This window comes from Streptomyces sp. CGMCC 4.7035, from assembly GCF_031583065.1.
GTDB lineage: Bacteria > Actinomycetota > Actinomycetes > Streptomycetales > Streptomycetaceae > Streptomyces > Streptomyces yaanensis.
Genome location: NZ_CP134053.1, coordinates 6,910,620 through 6,928,646, shown reverse-complemented (window position 1 = coordinate 6,928,646; position 18,027 = coordinate 6,910,620). Strand labels below are relative to the sequence as shown.

Genomic DNA, 18,027 nt, shown 5'->3' with positions numbered 1-18,027 from the left:
CCCAGGGCGGCACGGGTGGGCGCTGGGGGTCCCCCTGCTCGAAGAGCTCGGGGGAGGCACCCCGTAAGCGCCGGGCCGCGCGACCCACCCCCGGGCAACGCCACCCTTGAGCGGTCAAGCACTACGCGGTAGCGACGCGTGGCGGTCCAGGAACGCCGACACCCCCGACGCCCGCCTGTGCGGCAGCAGCAGCCTCGCCGTGCCTGCCAGCATCGTCTGGATTCTGGACGACTGGACCTCGTCCAGCAGGTCCAGGACGCGCAGGCCGGCCAGGGCCGCCTCGTCGGGGCGGCCGCCGCGCGCCAGGTCGTCCGCCAGTTCCGCCGTGTACAGGGCGATGTTCCGGGTGAAGTGCGGGTCCTGGAGCTGCGCGGCGCGCCGGGCGTGGCGGGCCGCGCGCGGCCAGTCGCCCAGCGTCGACCAGCACTGCGCCTCCAGGCCCTCCAGTTCGGCCTCTCCGTAGAAGGTCATCCACTCGGGGTCCGCCTCCGACGGTCCCCGCTCGAACAGGGCCTGGGCCCGGGCCAGTGCCTGCTCGCAACCCGCCCGGTCCGCGAGCCCCGCCCAGCCGCCTGCCTCTCGTAGGGCCAGCAGCGACATCAGGCGGTGCGAGCCGAGCGGGCGCGCGGCGCGCTGGGCCGCCTGTGCAGCCCGTACGGCCTCGCGCGGCCGGCCGGCGTCGCGCGCGAGGAACGCCGTGTTGCAGAACGCGTGCGCCTCCAGGGCCGGGTCCCCGCACATCCGGGCCGTCGCCAGCGCCTCCGCGTAGTGCGAGCGGGCGTCGTCGAAGCGGCCCGAGTCGTGCGCCAACCATCCCACCGAGATGGCCAGTTCGCCCGCGCCCGCGTACAGCCGGTCCGCGACCACCTGCCGGGTCGTGCCCGCGTCGAGCAGTGCGTACGCAGTGCGCAGGGGGGCCGAGGCGCGCCGGTAGAGGCCGTCCGCGCCGTGCCGGTCGTCGAGCAGGCGGATCCTGCGTACGGCCTCTTCGAGCGCGCCCACCTCGGACGAACCCGCGCGGTGGACGGGGCGTTCGGCGGCCGCTGCCGGGTCGCCGAAGGTGAGCCCGAAGGGGCCCAGGGAGGCGGCCGCCACGGTGACGGTGCCGCCGGTCATGAATGCGCGACGCTGCACGTCGCTCTCCTCGTGGTTCTGTTCGTCGTACGCGTGCGTGCCGTACGACTCGTGCGTCTCGTAGGTTTCCGGGGTGTTTGAGGTGTCGGTGTCTGAGGTGTCTGAGGTGTCGGTGTCCGAGGTATCTGGCGTGTGAGGCTTGTGAGGCGTGTCCGGGGTGCCATACGTCTCGTGCGCCTCCCACGTCTCACCGGGGGCGTACGGGCGGCTGCCGGTGTGTGGGGGAGGCGCCTCGTCGGCGGCTCGCGCCCCTCGGCCGCGTACCGCGGAGCGGGGCGCGAAGCCCAGGTCCGCGAGCGTGCGACCGGGGAACATGTGCAGGAACACCCGTTCGTACGCGTAGTTGGGGCACCGGATCTCGCCCGCCTCGACGCGCCCGATGTACCGCGCGTCACAGCTGACCCGCTCGCCGATCTCGCGTGCGGCGCGCCGTACGGCCGCGGCGAACTCGCCCGGCGAGCGCTGTCCGCGCAGGCGCCGGAAGGCGACGTTCGGCCGCGGTGGCCGGGGGGACTGGGACGAGCTCATGGCCGGGCCCTCTCTTACGAACCGTCGAACCATGCCGGTTCAGGGTGACTTGTCCGCGTGGTGCCAGTTGGTTCCCTGTGTCCGGCGGTGCAAGAACGTACCTGCCCCACGGCTGTTGCCATGCGAGGTTTGGCTACAAACCGGATATCTCATGCGTGATCTGCCATGAACTGCCATCCTTTGCGGCAGTGTTGCGCCGTAGCCGTTGACGCTCTCGCGCGTTGAACCCCGCGGACCGGGAGCCCCCCGAACTCCCGACCCAACTCATTCGTCGAGGAGGGGTTCCATGTTGGAGGCCGGGATGCACGCCAGGCAGAACGCCGAGTTCCGTACGCAGTCGTCGACCGCGCGTCATGTGCCGACCCCGGAATGCGGCGCGCCGCCGCTCCAGGCCCCCGACCTCGTGACCGTCCCGGCCCGGCAGGGACTGGAGGCGGTCGACATCCTCCGTCGCGGCGCGGGCGACTGCGTCGGGCCCGTCCTTCACGACGACGGCTGCGACACCCTCGGCTTCCTGGTCCCGCCGGGCACGGCGGACGCGTGGGACGTACCGGGCAGCACATGTACGCAGACGGACGGACGCGGCATGGGCCTCGCCGCCCCGGGGCCCCCGGTCGAGGGCACCGGCTGGCTGTTGCCTCCGGGCGACGCGGAACCGGCCACGGACCCGGTGGTGCTGCGAGAGGCGCTCGGGGAGGCGGCCCGGCTGATCGAGGCCGCGGACAACTGTCGGTAGGCGTTCGGTAACTCTCCGAGCCGGTCGGACGCCCTGAGGCCGCCGATGGGCCGCCCTTTGTGTTCCCCCCGATAATGGCGGGATGGGCAGGTCACGGAATGCGCGGCGCGGGCAGGCCGCCGAGGCTGTCGTCGAGGCGGTCGACGGCGGGCTTGCCCAGTTGATACCCGACCGGGACCGGGCGCGCGCCTGGACCCTCCTCATCGACGGCGCCCCGCAGTCGCACGTCGACCTCGACGACCCGGCGTATCTGAGCTTCGAGTACCAGCGGCGCCTCGGCCACGTCATCGACCTGGCCGCCCCGCCCGGCCGGCCCCTGCACGCCGTGCACCTCGGCGGCGGCGCGTTCACCCTCGCCCGCTACCTCGCGGCCACCCGCCCCCGCTCCACCCAGCAGATCGTCGAACGCGACGCGGCGCTCGTCCAACTCGTCCGCCGTGCGTTGCCCTTGGATCCCAACGCCCGCATCCGGGTGCGCTCCACGGACGCCCGCGAGGGTCTCGCGAAGGTTCCGGACGGCTGGGCGGACCTGGTTATCGCGGATGTGTTCAGTGGGGCGCGCACTCCCGCGCATTTGACATCGGTCGAGTTCCTCGCGGACGTCCGCCGGGTGCTGAAGGACGGAGGGCTGTACGCGGCCAACCTCGCGGACGGCCCGCCGCTGGCCCATCTGCGCGGTCAGATCTCGACCGCCGCGGCCGTCTTCCCCGAACTGGCGCTGGTCGCCGACCCGGCCGTACTGCGTGGCAGGCGCTTCGGCAACGCGGTCCTGGTCGCCTCCGGTCACCCGCTCCCGGTCGCCGAACTGACCCGCCGCGCCGCCTCGGACCCGCACCCCGCGCGCGTGGAGCACGGCAAGGCGCTGGCGGACTACACGGGCGGCGCGGCGGCGGTCACGGACGCGGCGGCGGTGGCGTCACCGGCACCACCGCCCTCGGTGTTCCGCTGAGCCGAAACAGCCGACGGCTCCTACCGCCCCATGACCGGTGGTTCGCCTAGTAGTTCCCGATGTCCACATGGGGCGGGCCGTCGTGCCAGGCGCAGAAGACCGACACCCGGTCGGCGCCCGAACTGAACTCCACGCGGATCCACGTCTCCGTCTTCCACACCTGCATCGACCAGCCAGGGCCCGGCGTGGCGGTCACCAAGGTCGCGGACGTCTTCCCGAGGTCGAAGACGACCCGCCCGCCGTCGGTGTCGTAACTCCTGACCCGGCCGGACGAAGAGGAGGGCGACGACGCGGAGGAGGGCGAGGCCGGGGAGGATTCGGGGGCCGTGCTCGCGCCGGTCTTCTTCGAGGGGCTCGGTGCCGGGCTCCGCGTGGACTTGTGGTCCGGGCTCTTCGACGGCTCCGGCCGCTCTGTCGACGACGTCAGCGGCTTGGTCCCCTGCGTCGTCGCGCCGCCCGCCGAGATGGGCAGGGCGCGCGGCGGGTCGTACGCGGTCCCCGCCATCACCGTGTGGACACCCCACCACGACAGCGTGACCGCCGCGCCCGTGGCGAGCGACCATGCCAGTACGTGTACGAGTCCTCTGAGCATCCCGGCCATACTGCCTCACACGCCCCATGGGTGTCTCAGGAGTCGCACACAGTTCCGTTTGTCCCGTTGCTGTACGCGGAGTTGTCCACAGGCCCCGGTCGGCCTCACTCGCATGGCGTACGGTGCCGCCCATGGCAAGTGTGCTCGTCGTGGAGGACGACCAGTTCGTACGCTCGGCTCTCATCAGGCATCTGACCGAGGCCGGGCACACGGTGCGCAGCGTCGGCACCGCACTTGAGGCGCTGCGCGAGGTCGCCCATCTCTCGTTCGATGTCGTGATCCTCGACCTCGGGCTGCCCGACCTGGACGGGTCGGAGGCGCTGAAGATGCTGCGCGGCATCACCGAGGTGCCGGTGATCATCGCCACCGCGCGCGACGACGAGACGGAGATCGTCCGCCTGCTCAACGCGGGCGCGGACGACTATCTGACCAAGCCGTTCTCGGTCGAGCACCTGTCGGCACGGATCGCGGCGGTGCTGCGCCGCTCCCGCGCGGCCGCCGCGGACACCGCACCGCCGTCGGTCCTCCGCGTCGGCGGCCTCGCCATCGACCCCCTGCGCCGCCACGCGGAACTGGACGGCGTGCGGCTCGAACTGACCCGCCGTGAGTTCGACCTGCTCGCCTTCCTCGCCGGCCGCCCCGGCGTCGTCGTCCCCCGCAGGGAACTGCTCGCCGAGGTGTGGCAGCAGTCGTACGGGGACGACCAGACCATCGACGTCCATCTCTCCTGGCTGCGACGGAAGCTGGGCGAGACGGCGGCGAGGCCCCGCTATCTGCACACCCTGCGGGGCGTCGGAGTGAAGCTCGAACCACCGAGGACGGAGCCGCTGCCATGAGGTGGGCACTGGTCAAGGTGTGCGTCGCGGTGACCACGATGGTCGTGGTCGCCTTCGCGGTCCCACTCGGGCTCGTCATCAAGGAGATGGCGCGCGACCGGGCCTTTTCGAACGCAGAGCGGGAGGCCGCCGCGATCGCGCCCGCCCTGTCCATCACCACCGAACGGGACGAGCTGGAGCGGGTCGTCGCCTCGGCGGGACCGGACGACGGGATCGCCGTGCACATCCCGGCGGGCGACGGCACGAAGGCGGTCGACATCGGTCGCCGACGCGCCGCCGACAAGGACATCGCGACCACACGCAGACTGGGCCGGGCCTCCACCGCCGAGGTCCCGGGCGGTTCGACGCTGCTCCAGCCCACTGCGCTCAGCTCGGGCGCGATCGCCGTGGTCGAGGTGTACGTGCCCGAGTCCGAGGTGACAAACGGTGTCGGCACGGCCTGGGCGGTGCTCGCCGCGGTCGGCGTCGCGCTCGTCATCGGCTCGGTGGCGGTCGCCGACCGGCTCGGTGTGCGCATGGTGCAGCCCGCGCAGCGCCTGGTCGAGGGCGCGCACGAACTGGGGGAGGGACAGCTCGGGGCGCGCGTACCGGAGGAAGGGCCGACCGAACTGCGCCTGGCGGCGGTCGCGTTCAACTCGATGGCCGACCAGGTCGTCCAACTCCTCGCGAACGAACGGGAACTGGCGGCCGACCTGTCCCACCGCCTGCGCACGCCGCTGACCGTGCTGCGGTTGAACGCGGCCTCGCTCGGCGACGGCCCGGCCGCCGAGCAGACCCGGGAAGCGGTGGCACAGCTGGAGCGCGAGGTCGACACGATCATCCGTACGGCGCGGGAGGCGAAGCCGCAGACCGCGGCGGCGGGGCCAGGCGCCGGGTGCGACGCGGCGGAGGTGGTGCGCGAGCGGATGGAGTTCTGGTCGGCGCTGGCAGAGGACGAGGGCCGCAAGTGGCGGGTGGCCGGGGCCGACCGGCCGGTGCGCATACCCGTCGCCCGCGCCGACCTGGCGGCCGCCCTCGACGCGCTGCTCGGGAACGTCTTCCGGCACACCCCGGAGGGCACCGCGTTCGCGGTCGACGTGCACAACGGCGAGGACGCCGTGATCGTGCTGGTGTCCGACGCCGGGCCGGGCATCCTCGACGCGGAGGCGGCGATGGCCCGGGGCCGCGGCTCGGGCAGCGACGGCTCGACGGGCCTGGGCCTGGACATCGTGCGCCGGCTCGCGGAGTCGACCGGCGGGGACGTACGGATCGGTTCGTCGGTGCTGGGCGGCACGGAAGTGCGGATCTGGATACAGCTGGACGGGCGCGCCCCGGTGCGGCGGGGGCATCGCGTACGCCGGCGCCGGACCGGCAAATTGGTCTCTACCTTTAACCGCCCCCGATCCCTTCCTTAAGCGCACCCTAAGATCCTCAATACCCGTCCGGATCAAGCGATTTGACCGATTCCGGATCGCTAGCGTGCTGCCGCATCCCACCCCCCGTGAGCAGCGAAGGCAGGCACGCGATGAGCAGCACGCACCGGCGTAAGGTCAGCGGTCGGAACAAGGCGATAGGCGGCGTGGTGGCCGCGGCCGTGGTCGGTGGCGGAGCGCTCCTGCTCACCGGCACGGCGCACGCCGCCGGGGTCGGCGCCGTGTATACGAAGACCAGCGCATGGTCGACGGGTTACACCGCGCAGTACGTCATCACGAACGACAGCGGCCAGACCAAGGCCGACTGGACGCTGCGGTTCGACCTGCCCTCCGGCGCGAAGCTGAACTCCCTGTGGGACGGCACGTCGTCGGTGAGCGGGCAGCACGTCACCGTGACGCCGCCGTCGTGGGACAAGGACGGGCTGGCGGCGGGCGAGTCGGTGACGGTCGGCTTCGTCGTCACCGGCTCCGGCGACCCGACCGGCTGTCTCATCGACGGCGCGAAGTGTTCCGCCGACGACGGCGCGACACCGCAGCCGAGCGGCCGCCCGACCGAGTCCCCGACCCCGACGGCGACCCCGACCGCGACTCCGACGGCGAAACCGACTCCGACCACCCCGGCGACCTCCACCCCGTCCCCCACCGCCTCCCCGACCTCCGGCACCGGAACGACGACGAGCGCCGGCTTCTCCCCGTACGTCGACACGTCCCTCTACCCGGCCTTCGACCTGCTCGCCGCCGCCGACGCGACCGGCGTGAAGAACTACAACCTCGCCTTCATCACCGACGGCGGCGGCTGCACGCCCAAGTGGGGCGGTGTCAGCGACCTCGGCAGCGACGCGGTGGCGGCACAGATCGGCGGCCTGCGCGCCAAGGGCGGCGACGTCCGCGTCTCCTTCGGCGGCGCCTCCGGCTCGGAGCTGGCGACGACGTGCTCCTCGGCGGATGCGCTGGCGACGGCGTACGGGAAGGCCGTGGACGCGTACAGACTCACCAAGGTCGACTTCGACGTGGAGGGCGGCGCGCTGCCCAACACGGCCGCGAACACCCGGCGCGCCCAGGCCATCGCCAAGCTCCAGCAGCAACACCCGAACCTGGACGTGTCGTTCACCCTCCCCGTCATGCCCGAGGGCCTGACCCAGGACGGCGTGAACCTGCTCTCCAACGCCAAGTCCAACGGTGTGAAGATCGCAGCCGTCAACATCATGGCGATGGACTACGGCGCCTCCTACAGCGGCGACATGGGCACATACGCCGAGCAGGCGGCCACCGCGACGCAGGCGCAGATCAAGAGCGTGCTGGGCCTCACCGACAGCGCGGCCTGGAAGACGGTCGCCGTCACCCCGATGATCGGCGTCAACGACGTCTCCACCGAGATCTTCAAGGTCGACGACGCCACTCAGCTGGTGAACTTCGCCAAGTCGAAGGGCCTGGGCTGGCTGTCGATGTGGTCGGCCACGCGCGACAAGCAGTGCGACGGCGGTGCCAAGCCGTCCGCGGACGCCACGTGCAGCTCGATCGTCCAGGACAAGTCCGCCTTCTCGAAGGCGTTCGGCGCCTACAAGTAAGGCGGGCACGGGTCTACGCACCCCACGAATGCTCACGGTGCCGCCTCCTCGGTCACCGGGCAGTCGACCCAGTGGCTCGCGTCCCCGGGCAGCCTCTGACCCGGGGCGCGGCACCTCCCTCCAGTGCCGCGCCCCGTACAGCCGTCCCCGGTCGGCCGCCCCCGTCGGACGGTCGGCCCCCCCCCGGCCGACCCCGTCGGTCGGTCAGTCCTGCAGCGGCGGCAGCTCCCCCGTCCGCGCCGCCCGCCCGTACCAGTGCGCGCTCGACTTCGGGGTGCGCTCCAGCGTCGCGTAGTCCACGTACACCGCTCCGAACCGCTTGCCGTAGCCGTAGGCCCACTCGAAGTTGTCCAGCAGGGACCACAGGTAGTAGCCGCGTACGTCCGCGCCGTCCGTGATCGCGCGGCGGACCGCCGACAGGTGGCCGTGCAGGTACGCGATCCGCTCCGGGTCGTGCACACGGCCGTCCGCATCCGGCTTGTCGTCGTACGCCGCGCCGTTCTCGGTGATGTACAGCGGCAGGTTCGGGGCCTCGCGCGTGTAGCGCATGATCAGCTCGTGCAGGCCCGTCGGGTCGATCGACCAGCCCATCTCCGTGCGGTCGCCCGGCGTCAGATGGAACGTCACGTCGTCCGCGGCCGGCCAGGGGGAGTACGAGCTGGCGCCGTGACCGTCCGACCGCGGACCGCTCGCGTCCGCAGGCGAGGCCGCCGACACGAGCGTGGGCGTGTAGTAGTTCAGGCCCAGCGCGTCCAGCGGCTGGTTGATCTTCTCCAGGTCGCCGTCCTGGACGTACGACCAGTCCGTGATCGACGACGTCGCCGAGAGCAGCGTCTCCGGGTACGCGCCGTGCAGCATCGGGCCGTGGAAGACGCCGTTCGCCAGGTCGTCGATCTTCCGGGCCGCCGCCAGGTCCGCCGGGTCCTGCGACAGCGGCCGCACCGGGCAGGAGTTCAGGCTCACGGCCACCGAGTTGCGGGCCGGCATCACCGACCGCAGTGCGGAGGCGCCCAGGCCGTGGGCCAGGTTCAGGTGGTGGGCAGCGCGCAGCGAGGCCGCAGCGTCCGTGCGACCCGGGGCGTGCACCCCGGAGCCGTAGCCGAGGAACGCGCTGCACCACGGCTCGTTGAGCGTGATCCAGTTCTCCACACGGTCGCCGAGCGCGTCGCCCACGATCCGCGCGTACTCGGCGAACCGCAGCGCCGTGTCCCGCTCCGGCCAGCCGCCCGCGTCCTCCAGCTCCTGCGGCAGGTCCCAGTGGTAGAGGGTGATCGCCGGCTTGATGTCATGGGCGAGGAGTTCGTCCACCAGGCGGCGGTAGAAGTCCAGGCCCCGCTGCACCGCGGGACCCCGGCCCGTCGGCTGCACTCGCGACCAGGAGATCGAGAAGCGGTATGCGCCGAGGCCCAGCTCGGCCATCAGCGCGACGTCCTCGCGGTAGCGGTGGTAGTGGTCGACAGCGATGTCACCGTGCTCGCCGCCGGCCGTCTTGCCCGGCGTGTGGCTGAAGGTGTCCCAGATGGAGGGGGTGCGGCCGTCCTCCCGCACCGCTCCCTCGATCTGGTACGCGGAGGTCGCCGAGCCCCAGAGGAAGGTGGGGGGAAAAGTAACCGGCGTGACTTGCTCAGGCATGGAAGCGCTCCCATAGGAGGTCGTGGAGGCCGACGGTGGTCGGGGAAGCCGACAGCCGGTCGGGAAACCGACTGGCGTCGGGGAGGCCGACGGTCGGTCGGCGAGACCGACGGATGGTGGGGGAGGGGAGAGGGGAGGGGGCCGGGGCTGCGGTGACCCGACCCCCTTGGATCGGGGCGTCAGCCCTTGACGGCGCCCTGCATGATGCCGCCCACGATCTGCTTGCCGAAGATCGCGAAGACCAGCAGCAGCGGCAGCGTGCCGAGCAACGCGCCCGCCATGATCAGCGACTGGTCGGGAGTGTAGCCGCGGCCCAGGCCCGCGACCGCGACCTGCACAGTCGGGTTGCCGTTCTGGGTCAGGACCAGGAACGGCCACAGGAAGTCGTTCCACGTCTGCACGAACATCAGCATGCCCAGGACGGCCATCGCGGGACGGGCCGCCGGGAACACCACGTGCCACACCACACGCCAGCTGCTCGCGCCGTCCATGCGGGCGGCCTCGATGATCTCGTCCGGCAGCGCCTGGATCAGGTACTGCCGCATGAAGAACACCCCGAACGCGCTCACCAGCGACGGCAGGATCACTGCCTGCAACTGGTCGGTCCAGTCGAGCTTGGCGACCATCATGTACAGCGGGATCACGCTGAGCTGCGGCGGGACCATCATCGTGCCGATGACGATCAGCATCAGGGCACCCTTGCCCTTGAACCGCAGCTTGGCGAAGGCGAACCCGGCGATCGTCGACAGGAAGACGATGGTCGCCGCCGAAACGCCCGCCACGAACGTGGTGTTGAAGAACGCCTCGCCCAGATTGGCGTCGTTCCAGGCGATCTCCAGGTTGTTGAACAGGTTCGACCCGAACCAGAAGGGCGGGGGTGTCTGCGCGAGCCGGTTGTTGTTGCGCGAGGCGGCGATCGCCGTCCACACCAGCGGGAGCAGCGAGCCGATGCTGAACAGGATCAGGATGGCGTACGCCACGGGACCGGCGTGGAGCTGTCCGCCGGCGCGCGCGGCCTTGGGCCGGCGGACGCGTTTGGGCTCCCGGGTCTTCTCCTCGGGCTTCGTCAGGGTCGTCGTCACGGCCGGTTCTCCTAACTGCTGGCGCGCAACCGGCGCGAGATGACGTAGTTGACGATCCCGATCACGATGAGGATCAGGAACATCGTCCAGGCGATCGCGGAGGCCCGGCCCAGGTGCTGGTTCACCCAGCCCTGTTCGTACAGGTACAGACCCAGCGTCTGGAACTGGTGCTCGGCGCCGCCCGACGCGCCCTTGTTCGCGTCGAACAGCAGCGGCTCACCGAAGACCTGGCTGGCGCCGATCGTCGACACGACGACCGTGAACAGGATCGTCGGCCGCAGCTGGGGCAGCGTGACGTGGAAGAACTGCTGCCAGCGGTTGGCACCGTCCAGGGCCGCCGACTCGTACAGGTCCTGCGGGATGGCCTGCATCGCCGCCAGGTAGATCAGCGCGTTGTAGCCCGTCCAGCGCCAGATGACGATCGACGAGACGGCTATCTGCGAGGGCCACTTGTCGTTCTGCCAGTCGATGGCGTCGATCCCGACGAAGTGCAGCGCCCAGTTGATCATGCCGTAGTCGCGCCCGAAGAGCAGCACGAACACCAGCGAGGCGGCCGCGATCGACGTCGCGTACGGCGCGAGCATCACGACCCGGTAGAAGGTCGAGGCGCGCAGCTTGTAGTTGAGGATGTGGGCCAGGCCCATCGCCATCAGAAGCTGCGGGACGGTCGAGATGATCCCGATGGTCAGGGTGTTCTTCGCCGCGTTCCAGAAGAAGTCGTCGTCGAAGATCCGGGTGTAGTTGCGCAGCCCCGCCCACTCCATGTCGGTGGGCGCCGTCAGCTCCACCGTGTGCAGCGAGGCCCAGGCCGTGTAGACCAGCGGGAACAGGCCGAAGGCGATGAAGAGCAGGAAGAACGGCGAGACGAACGCGTACGGGCTCCAGCGCAGGTCCCGCTGCCAGCGCCGGGAGAGGCGGGCGCGGCGCCGCTGCTCCGCCTCCGTGGGTACGGCGGGCGGGCGGCCCGGGGCCGCGCCCCCCTCCTTCGCGGGGGGCGCGGCGGTGTCGTGCCGGGTGGCCATGCCGGTCACTTCTCCAGGTTGTTGTCGATGGTCTTCGTGGCCGTGTTCCAGGCCTCCTCGGCCGACTTGCCCTTCGTCACGAGGATGACGCCGTTGTCGGTCAGACCCTGCTGGATGATCTGGTCCTTCGGGCCGATGATCTGGACCGGGCTGGACTTGGCGGCCTCGCCGAAGATCGTGCCGATCGGGGCGTCACCGGTCATCTCGTTCTTGGCGCCGGTGACTTCGGGCGAGTTGTACGCGGTCTGCGCGCTCGGGAAGCTGCCCTGGACCTTGAACAGCTTCGCCTGCTGCGCGGGCGCGGTCAGCCAGGCGGCCAGCTCCTGGGCCTCCTTCACGTGCTTGCCGGTCTTCGGCACGGTCAGGAAGGAGCCGCCCCAGTTGCCGGACTTGGGCGCGACGGCCACGTCCCACTTGCCCTTGGCGTCCGCCTTCGACTTGCCCTTGATGTAGCCGAGCATCCACGGCGGGCAGGCCATCGCGGCGAACTTCACGTTGGCGATCGTCTGGTCCCAGGTCGGCTGGAACTGCGTCTGGGCGCCGACCAGCCCCTTCTTGGCGGCGTCCGCGGTCAGGTCGAAGGCGCTCTTGACGGCCGGGTTCGTCTTGTAGATGACCTTGCCGGAGGAGTCGTAGAACTTCTCCTTCTCACTGCTGAGGACGGCGTTCAGCAGACCGCCGGGGGAGTCCCAGAAGGTGGTGCCCTTCGGCGCCTTCTTCTGGTACCGCTCGCCGACGCTGACGAGCTTGCTCCAGTCGCCGGACCACAGCTTGCCGACCTCCGTGCGGTCGGTGGGCAGACCGGCCGCCTGGAAGAGGTCCTTGCGGTAGCAGACCGCCATCGGGCCGACGTCGGTGCCGAGGCCGATCGTCTGTCCGTCCTTGGTGGTGGCCTGCGCCCACTTCCAGTCGAGGAAGTCGCTCTTGTTCACGCCCGAAACCTTGGAGAGGTCCGTGAGCTTGGCCGCCTGGGTGCCGACGACCTCGGCTATGTTGCCGACTTCGACGCCCTGGATGTCCTGCAGACCGCTGCCGGTGGTGAGGTGGTTGACGAGCGCCGGGTAGTAGTTCTCGTTCCGCTCGGTGACGTTCTCGGTGATCTTGATGTTGGGGTGGAGCTTCTCGTACTCGGCGTAAAGGCCGGCCTCCTTGAAGCCGAAGGTGCCGAAAAGACCGAGGCTGATCGTGGTCTTGCCGCTGCCACCGCTGTCCGACGACGAGCCGGACTTGTCTCCGCCGTCGTCGGCACAGCCGGCCAGCAGCCCGGCGCCCAGCGCGGTGACGGCCGCGAGGGCGACCGCCCGGTGGGCGGTTCGGGTACGTGCACGCATGTCGTCCTCCTGTTGCCCTGACGTGCCGACCCCCCGGCCAACTTCGTTGCTGGGCCCGTGTGTTTCTCGCTGCGGCTCGGGCGGGGAACGTGCGGGTTGTTTATGTGTCAGGTGGCGTGGGAGCGCTCCCACAAGTGATGTGTTGAAGAGTCGTGGGTCCGGGCGGGGGTGTCAAGGGAGGTGACGGAGAGAAGCGTCTTCAGTTATCGGCCTGTTAACTAACGCCGGGCGGCGAGGCCGGTGGGAGGCGAAGGAGGGGCGGAGTGGCTCGTGTCAGCGGTGCGCCGCCCGTCCCGCCCGGTGATCGAGGACAGACGTAGGGCCGGGGCGGCAGCCCATAGCGGGGTCGGCGCCGGTATCAGGCCCATGTCCACGGGCTGGACTGTTAGATTCCAGGCCAAGCGCGGAGCGCGTGGTGTGACGGGAGGCGACCATGGCAGGCCACGGAGCGCGGGGCCGGAGCGGCCGGCGGCCGACCCTGGAGGAGGTCGCCGCACGGGCGGGTGTGGGCCGCGGCACGGTCTCCCGGGTGATCAACGGTTCGCCACGGGTCAGCGACGCGACACGCGCGGCCGTCGAGGCGGCGGTCGCGGAGCTCGGCTACGTACCCAACACGGCGGCCCGGGCGCTGGCCGCCAACCGTACGGACGCGATCGCCCTCGTCGTCCCCGAATCGGAGACCCGCTTCTTCGCGGAGCCGTACTTCTCGGACATGCTGAAGGGCGTGGGCGCCGAGCTGTCGGAGACGGAGATGCAGCTGCTGCTGATCTTCGCGGGCAACGACCGTGAGCGGCGCCGCCTGGCGCAGTATCTGGCGGCGCACCGGGTGGACGGCGTCCTGCTGGTCTCGGTGCACGCGGACGATCCGCTGCCGGACCTCCTCGCCCAGCTGGAGATCCCGGCCGTGATCAGCGGCCCCCGCTCGGAGCGCGAGACGCTGCCGTCGGTGGACTCCGACAACTACGGCGGCGGCCGCTCCGCGGTCGAGCACCTGATCGCCCGCGGTCGTACGAACATCGCCACGATCACCGGTCGCCTCGACGTGTACGGCGCCCAGCGGCGCATCGACGGCTACCGGGACGCTCTGCGGGACGCGGGCCGGGAGGTGGACGAGGCCCTGATCGTCCCTGGTGACTTCACCGAGGAGGGCGGCCGCCGGGCGATGGCGGAACTCCTGGCCGGCCGCCCGGACCTGGACGCGGTGTTCGCGGAGTCGGACGTGATGGCGGCGGGCGCGCGCCAGGTGCTGCGCGAGAAGGGCCGCCGCATACCCGACGACGTGGCCCTGGTCGGTTACGACGACTCGGCGATCGCCCGCCACATGGACCCGCCCCTGACCAGCGTGCGCCAGCCGATCGAGGAGATGGGCCGCGCGATGATCGACCTGCTCCTCGACGAGATCGCGGACCGCCGCCCGGCGGCCTCCCGCGGCCTGGACCGCCGCCAGGTGGTCCTGCCGACGGAACTGGTGGAGCGGGACTCTTCCTGAGGAACGGTTCGCATGCCTGAGGGAGTTCGCGGACGCGTGGCGGGCCGTGGCCGGGGCGGACACGGTCGGGGCGGGTCGAGTCCCACGGCGGCGGAGCGTCAACTCGGCAGCCGCGACCGCCATGTGACCTCTCCGTCCTGCCGCTGATCCGTCGGTATCAGCCCGATCGCCGCCGCGACGGACTCCGATGCCCGGTGGTCCGGGTGAATGTGGGCGATGACGGTGGTCACGTGCCGCTGTCCGAGCCAGTCGACCAGCCCCCGTGCCGCCTCCCTGGCCAGCCCCCTCCCCTGCCACGGCGTCCCCACCACCCATGCGATCTCCGCGTCTCCGCCCGTGACCGTCGCCTGGACCGTGCCCACGAGACGGGACGCCTCGCGCAGCCACAGGACCCAGTTGCACCAGGAGAGGGCCGGGTCGGGGGAGCCGGCGACCAGGACCTCGTAGCGTGCGCGCAAGGCCGTGGGGGAGTACGGCGTGCCGCCGATGAACTCATGCAGGCCGGGGTCGGACAGGGCCTCGGCCATCTCCTCGGCGTGTTCGACGCGGAGCGGGAGGAGGTCCAGGCGGGCGGTGCGGATCGGCTCGGGGGTGAGCATTCTGTTGTCCCCTCCACGTCGGCGGCTGTGCGTCAGAATCGGCGCATGTTGAGTATCGGGTCCGTCGTTGTGGGGGTGTCCGACGTGCGGCGGGCCGCCGCGTTCTGGATGGAGGCGCTGGGCTATGTGCCGCGGGACGAGATCGAGGACGACTGGGTCGTGCTCGTGCCGCCGGGCGGAGCCGCCGGGCCCCGGCTGTCGCTGGGGCTGAGCGAGACGCCCGTACAGGAGCATCCGCGCGTGCATCTCGATCTGTACGCGGGTGACGCCGCCGACCAGGCCGCCGAGGTCGAGCGGCTCGTCGCGCTCGGCGCGCGGCGCGTCGACTGGGACCTGTATCCCGAGGATCCCGAGGACGCCGACTTCGCCGTGCTCGCCGACCCCGACGGCAACCGCTTCTGTGTCATCGACACCGGGCGAGGCACGGAGGACTGACCGCCGGACAGGGCGGGACCTGAGCCTTGAGAGGCAGGGCCCGCCCCGGAAACAGTTCAGCCGGTGACCCGTTCTGCACGGGTCACCGGCTGACTACACAGGGTGAGTGACGGGACTCGAACCCGCGACATCCTGGACCACAACCAGGTGCTCTACCAGCTGAGCTACACCCACCATGACCGGCTTTTCGGTTTTCCCCGACCGGCCGAGAAAAAGTGTACAGGGTCCGAAGGGGTGCTCGCGCCCGCGTTTCTCCGGGGCCCTCCCGGGCCCCGTCGAGCCCGGTCGTCAGCGCGCGGGCACCACGTGCCTGGCAGCGATCGTGCGTGCCGTCTCCGAGTCGGGGCCGGGCTGCGGTACGAAGATCGCCTCCCGGTAGTAGCGCAGCTCCGCGATCGACTCGCGGATGTCGGCAAGCGCCCGGTGGTTGCCGTTCTTCTCGGGACTGTTGAAGTACGCCCGCGGGTACCAGCGCCGCGCCAGCTCCTTGATCGAGCTGACGTCCACGATCCGGTAGTGGAGGTAGTTCTCCAGCGTCGGCATGTCACGGGTCAGGAAGCCGCGGTCCGTGCCGACGGAGTTGCCGCACAACGGGGCCTTGCCCGGTTCCTTGACGTGCTCCCGGATGTAGGCGAGGACCTGCTCCTCGGCCTCGGCGAGCGTCGTGCCGGCCGCCAGCTCGTCGAGCAGTCCCGAGGCGGTGTGCATCTGACGCACCACCTCCGGCATCGTCTCCAGCGCCGCGTCCGGCGGCCGGATCACGATGTCCACCCCCTCGCCGAGTACGTTCAGCTCGGAGTCGGTGACCAGCGCGGCCACCTCGATGAGCGCGTCGTCGGACAGCGAGAGTCCGGTCATCTCGCAGTCGATCCACACCATGCGATCGTTCATGTGTCCCACCTTATGGCCCGTGCGGGCCGTACGGACCGTCCGTGCACGTGGGAGGACCGGTACGAGCGCACGCGGGACGGCCCGGGATGGCGTGGGGCGGGCCGCCGGAGAGCCCTGGGAACACGGAGGACGGGCGGGATCGCACAGTCATACGAGTCGTACGTACGACTGCGCGACCCCGCCCGTCCTCGGCGGTGCGCGATACGGCGGTGCTACGGCACTACTGCGCGCTGCGCTGCCCCGGCAGGCTCGGACGGCCCGCCGCGTACAGCTCGGGGACGTGCTTGCCGTGGTCCGTGGACAGCGACGCCGTGGAGCCCAGCGCGCTCGCGGCCGCCGTGCGGCGGGTCTGCAGCGGTACCGCGGCGGCCTCCTGCGGCACCTGCGGAACCGGTGGGCCTCCGGGGCCGTCCGTGTCCCCCGACCGGTCGCTCTGCGGGCGGCGTGCCCGGTACGCGGCCCGGTACGCGGCCGGCGACGAGCCCAGCTGGCGCCGGAAGTGCCCGCGCAGCGCGACCGGGGAGCGGAAGCCGCAGCGCCCGGCGACCTCGTCGACCGAGTAGTCGGAGGTCTCCAGGAGCCGCTGCGCCTGGAGCACCCGCTGGGTGATCAGCCACTGCAGCGGTGCGCTGCCGGTGAGCGAGCGGAAGCGTCGGTCGAACGTCCGCCTGCTCATGTACGCGCGCGCCGCCAGCGTCTCCACGTCGAACTGCTCGTGGAGGTGCTCCAGCGCCCAGGCGACGACCTCCGCGAGCGGGTCGGCGCCGATCTCCTCGGGTAAAGACCTGTCGAGATAGCGCTCCTGGCCGCCGCTGCGGCGCGGTGGGACCACCAGGCGCCGGGCGAGCGCGCCCGCCGCCTCGTTGCCGTGGTCCGTGCGCACGATGTGGAGGCACAGGTCGATGCCGGCCGCCGTACCGGCCGACGTCAGCACGTCTCCGTCGTCCACGAACAGCTCGCGCGGATCGACGTGCACCGACGGATAGCGCTTGGCCAGCGTCGGCGCGTACATCCAGTGTGTGGTGGCCGGCCGCCCGTCGAGCAGTCCGGCGGCGGCCAGTACGAAGGCACCGGTGCACAGCCCGACGATGCGGGCGCCCTCTTCGTGTGCCCGGCGCAGCGCGTCGAGCGCCTCCTCCGGTGGCGGCGAGGTGATCGACCGCCAGGCCGGCACGACTACGGTGCCTGCCCGCGAGATCGCCTCGAGCCCGTACGGCGCGGTGAGTTCCAGGCCCCCTGTGGTCCGCAGCGGGCCGTCCTCGCCGCCGGCCACCAGCAGTCGGTAGCGCGGCACTCCGGCGTCCTGGCGGTCGATCCCGAACACCGAAAGCGGTATGGAACTCTCGAAGATGGGGCCGCCGCTGAACAGCAGCACCGCGACGATCTCCTTGCGGCGTCGCCCGGAAAGCTTCCGGGCCACGGCATCCGGCGCGGCAGTGGAGTCGTGGCTCATCCTGCTAAGCCCCCCTTGGTGGTCGCGGCTCCTCGGTTGTGTCGCTCCTGCACGTTTCCCCTCGGTCCTGCACGAGTCCCCCGCCGTAGACAGTCATGATCGAATCTACTGTGTCCCGTGGTGCCGGCGTGACCAGTTCACCATCCGGCACATTGTCGACATGGCAACTTGGCGTGAAGCATTCGATCACGAAGCGTTGCACTCGTGGGCCGTGCAGGGAAGTGCGCCTCGTCCCAGTGGCCAATCCACGTAGGGTGCACGAGCCCTCGGAGGCCCTTTCGGCGCAGGTCGAACGGGGGGTGGGGGGTCGTTCGACCCCGAGATGCACGGGGTTGAGA

At 71.1% G+C, this 18,027-nt stretch carries 16 protein-coding genes and 1 tRNA gene; 7 read left to right on the top strand and 10 right to left on the bottom strand.

Going from position 1 to position 18,027, the window contains the following annotated elements:
• Positions 1 to 114: 114 nt before the first annotated feature.
• The gene (locus Q2K21_RS30445; protein ID WP_310777402.1) at positions 115 to 1,662 is read right to left on the bottom strand and encodes an ATP-binding protein; all 1,548 of its coding nucleotides are present in this window, start codon (positions 1,660 to 1,662) and stop codon (positions 115 to 117) included.
• Positions 1,663 to 1,948: 286 nt separating this feature from the next.
• Here Q2K21_RS30445 and Q2K21_RS30440 point away from each other — a divergent pair, with 286 nt between their 5' ends.
• Both Q2K21_RS30440 and Q2K21_RS30435 read left to right on the top strand, forming a co-directional pair.
• Positions 1,949 to 2,398 (top strand): hypothetical protein, encoded by a 450-nt coding sequence (locus Q2K21_RS30440; protein WP_386276590.1) that lies wholly within the window; start codon positions 1,949 to 1,951, stop codon positions 2,396 to 2,398.
• 82 nt (positions 2,399 to 2,480) lie between these two features.
• Entirely contained in the window at positions 2,481 to 3,347 is an 867-nt protein-coding gene (locus tag Q2K21_RS30435; RefSeq protein ID WP_310777400.1) for a spermidine synthase, read from the top strand.
• A 46-nt stretch (positions 3,348 to 3,393) separates the two neighbouring features.
• Here Q2K21_RS30435 and Q2K21_RS30430 read toward each other — a convergent pair whose 3' ends face one another.
• Entirely contained in the window at positions 3,394 to 3,939 is a 546-nt protein-coding gene (locus tag Q2K21_RS30430) for a hypothetical protein (protein ID WP_310777398.1), read from the bottom strand.
• Between the two features lie 131 nt (positions 3,940 to 4,070).
• Between Q2K21_RS30430 and Q2K21_RS30425 the strand changes: the two genes are divergently transcribed.
• From Q2K21_RS30425 to Q2K21_RS30415, 3 genes are all read left to right on the top strand, one after another.
• Positions 4,071 to 4,775, top strand: a complete 705-nt coding sequence (locus Q2K21_RS30425; RefSeq protein ID WP_310777395.1) for a response regulator transcription factor — start codon at positions 4,071 to 4,073, stop codon at positions 4,773 to 4,775.
• Positions 4,772 to 6,169, top strand: a complete 1,398-nt coding sequence (locus Q2K21_RS30420) for a sensor histidine kinase (protein ID WP_310777392.1) — start codon at positions 4,772 to 4,774, stop codon at positions 6,167 to 6,169. The genes Q2K21_RS30425 and Q2K21_RS30420 overlap by 4 nt, the downstream gene beginning before the upstream one ends.
• A gap of 110 nt (positions 6,170 to 6,279) precedes the next feature.
• A complete protein-coding gene (locus tag Q2K21_RS30415; RefSeq protein WP_310777389.1) occupies positions 6,280 to 7,755 on the top strand; it encodes a glycoside hydrolase family 18 protein in 1,476 nt (491 codons plus the stop codon).
• Between the two features lie 204 nt (positions 7,756 to 7,959).
• Here the strand turns inward: Q2K21_RS30415 and Q2K21_RS30410 are convergent, their stop codons facing one another.
• The 4 genes from Q2K21_RS30410 to Q2K21_RS30395 form a co-directional block, all read right to left on the bottom strand.
• Complete coding sequence (locus Q2K21_RS30410) at positions 7,960 to 9,387, bottom strand: GH1 family beta-glucosidase (RefSeq protein ID WP_310777386.1); 1,428 nt, start codon at positions 9,385 to 9,387, stop codon at positions 7,960 to 7,962.
• Positions 9,388 to 9,566: 179 nt separating this feature from the next.
• Positions 9,567 to 10,469, bottom strand: a complete 903-nt coding sequence (locus tag Q2K21_RS30405) for a carbohydrate ABC transporter permease (RefSeq protein ID WP_310777383.1) — start codon at positions 10,467 to 10,469, stop codon at positions 9,567 to 9,569.
• Positions 10,470 to 10,480: 11 nt separating this feature from the next.
• On the bottom strand, positions 10,481 to 11,491 hold the full coding sequence (locus tag Q2K21_RS30400; RefSeq protein ID WP_310777380.1) for a carbohydrate ABC transporter permease: 1,011 nt from the start codon (positions 11,489 to 11,491) through the stop codon (positions 10,481 to 10,483).
• A gap of 5 nt (positions 11,492 to 11,496) precedes the next feature.
• Positions 11,497 to 12,822: an ABC transporter substrate-binding protein gene (locus Q2K21_RS30395; RefSeq protein WP_310777376.1), complete on the bottom strand. Its 1,326-nt coding sequence runs from the start codon at positions 12,820 to 12,822 to the stop codon at positions 11,497 to 11,499.
• Between the two features lie 433 nt (positions 12,823 to 13,255).
• On the opposite strand from Q2K21_RS30395, the gene Q2K21_RS30390 reads away from it, so the two are divergent.
• A complete protein-coding gene (locus Q2K21_RS30390; protein ID WP_310777373.1) occupies positions 13,256 to 14,311 on the top strand; it encodes a LacI family DNA-binding transcriptional regulator in 1,056 nt (351 codons plus the stop codon).
• 98 nt (positions 14,312 to 14,409) lie between these two features.
• Here the strand turns inward: Q2K21_RS30390 and Q2K21_RS30385 are convergent, their stop codons facing one another.
• Entirely contained in the window at positions 14,410 to 14,910 is a 501-nt protein-coding gene (locus tag Q2K21_RS30385; protein ID WP_310777371.1) for a GNAT family N-acetyltransferase, read from the bottom strand.
• 45 nt (positions 14,911 to 14,955) lie between these two features.
• Here Q2K21_RS30385 and Q2K21_RS30380 point away from each other — a divergent pair, with 45 nt between their 5' ends.
• Positions 14,956 to 15,345, top strand: coding sequence for a VOC family protein (locus Q2K21_RS30380; RefSeq protein WP_310777369.1), 390 nt, complete (start codon positions 14,956 to 14,958; stop codon positions 15,343 to 15,345).
• A 101-nt stretch (positions 15,346 to 15,446) separates the two neighbouring features.
• On the opposite strand, the gene Q2K21_RS30375 is transcribed toward Q2K21_RS30380, so the two are convergent.
• The 3 genes from Q2K21_RS30375 to Q2K21_RS30365 form a co-directional block, all read right to left on the bottom strand.
• A tRNA-His gene (locus tag Q2K21_RS30375) sits at positions 15,447 to 15,519 on the bottom strand.
• Positions 15,520 to 15,633: 114 nt separating this feature from the next.
• On the bottom strand, positions 15,634 to 16,236 hold the full coding sequence (gene orn, locus Q2K21_RS30370) for an oligoribonuclease (protein WP_310777366.1): 603 nt from the start codon (positions 16,234 to 16,236) through the stop codon (positions 15,634 to 15,636).
• 220 nt (positions 16,237 to 16,456) lie between these two features.
• Positions 16,457 to 17,689, bottom strand: a complete 1,233-nt coding sequence (locus tag Q2K21_RS30365; RefSeq protein WP_310777363.1) for a helix-turn-helix domain-containing protein — start codon at positions 17,687 to 17,689, stop codon at positions 16,457 to 16,459.
• Between the last annotated feature and the right edge of the window lie 338 nt (positions 17,690 to 18,027).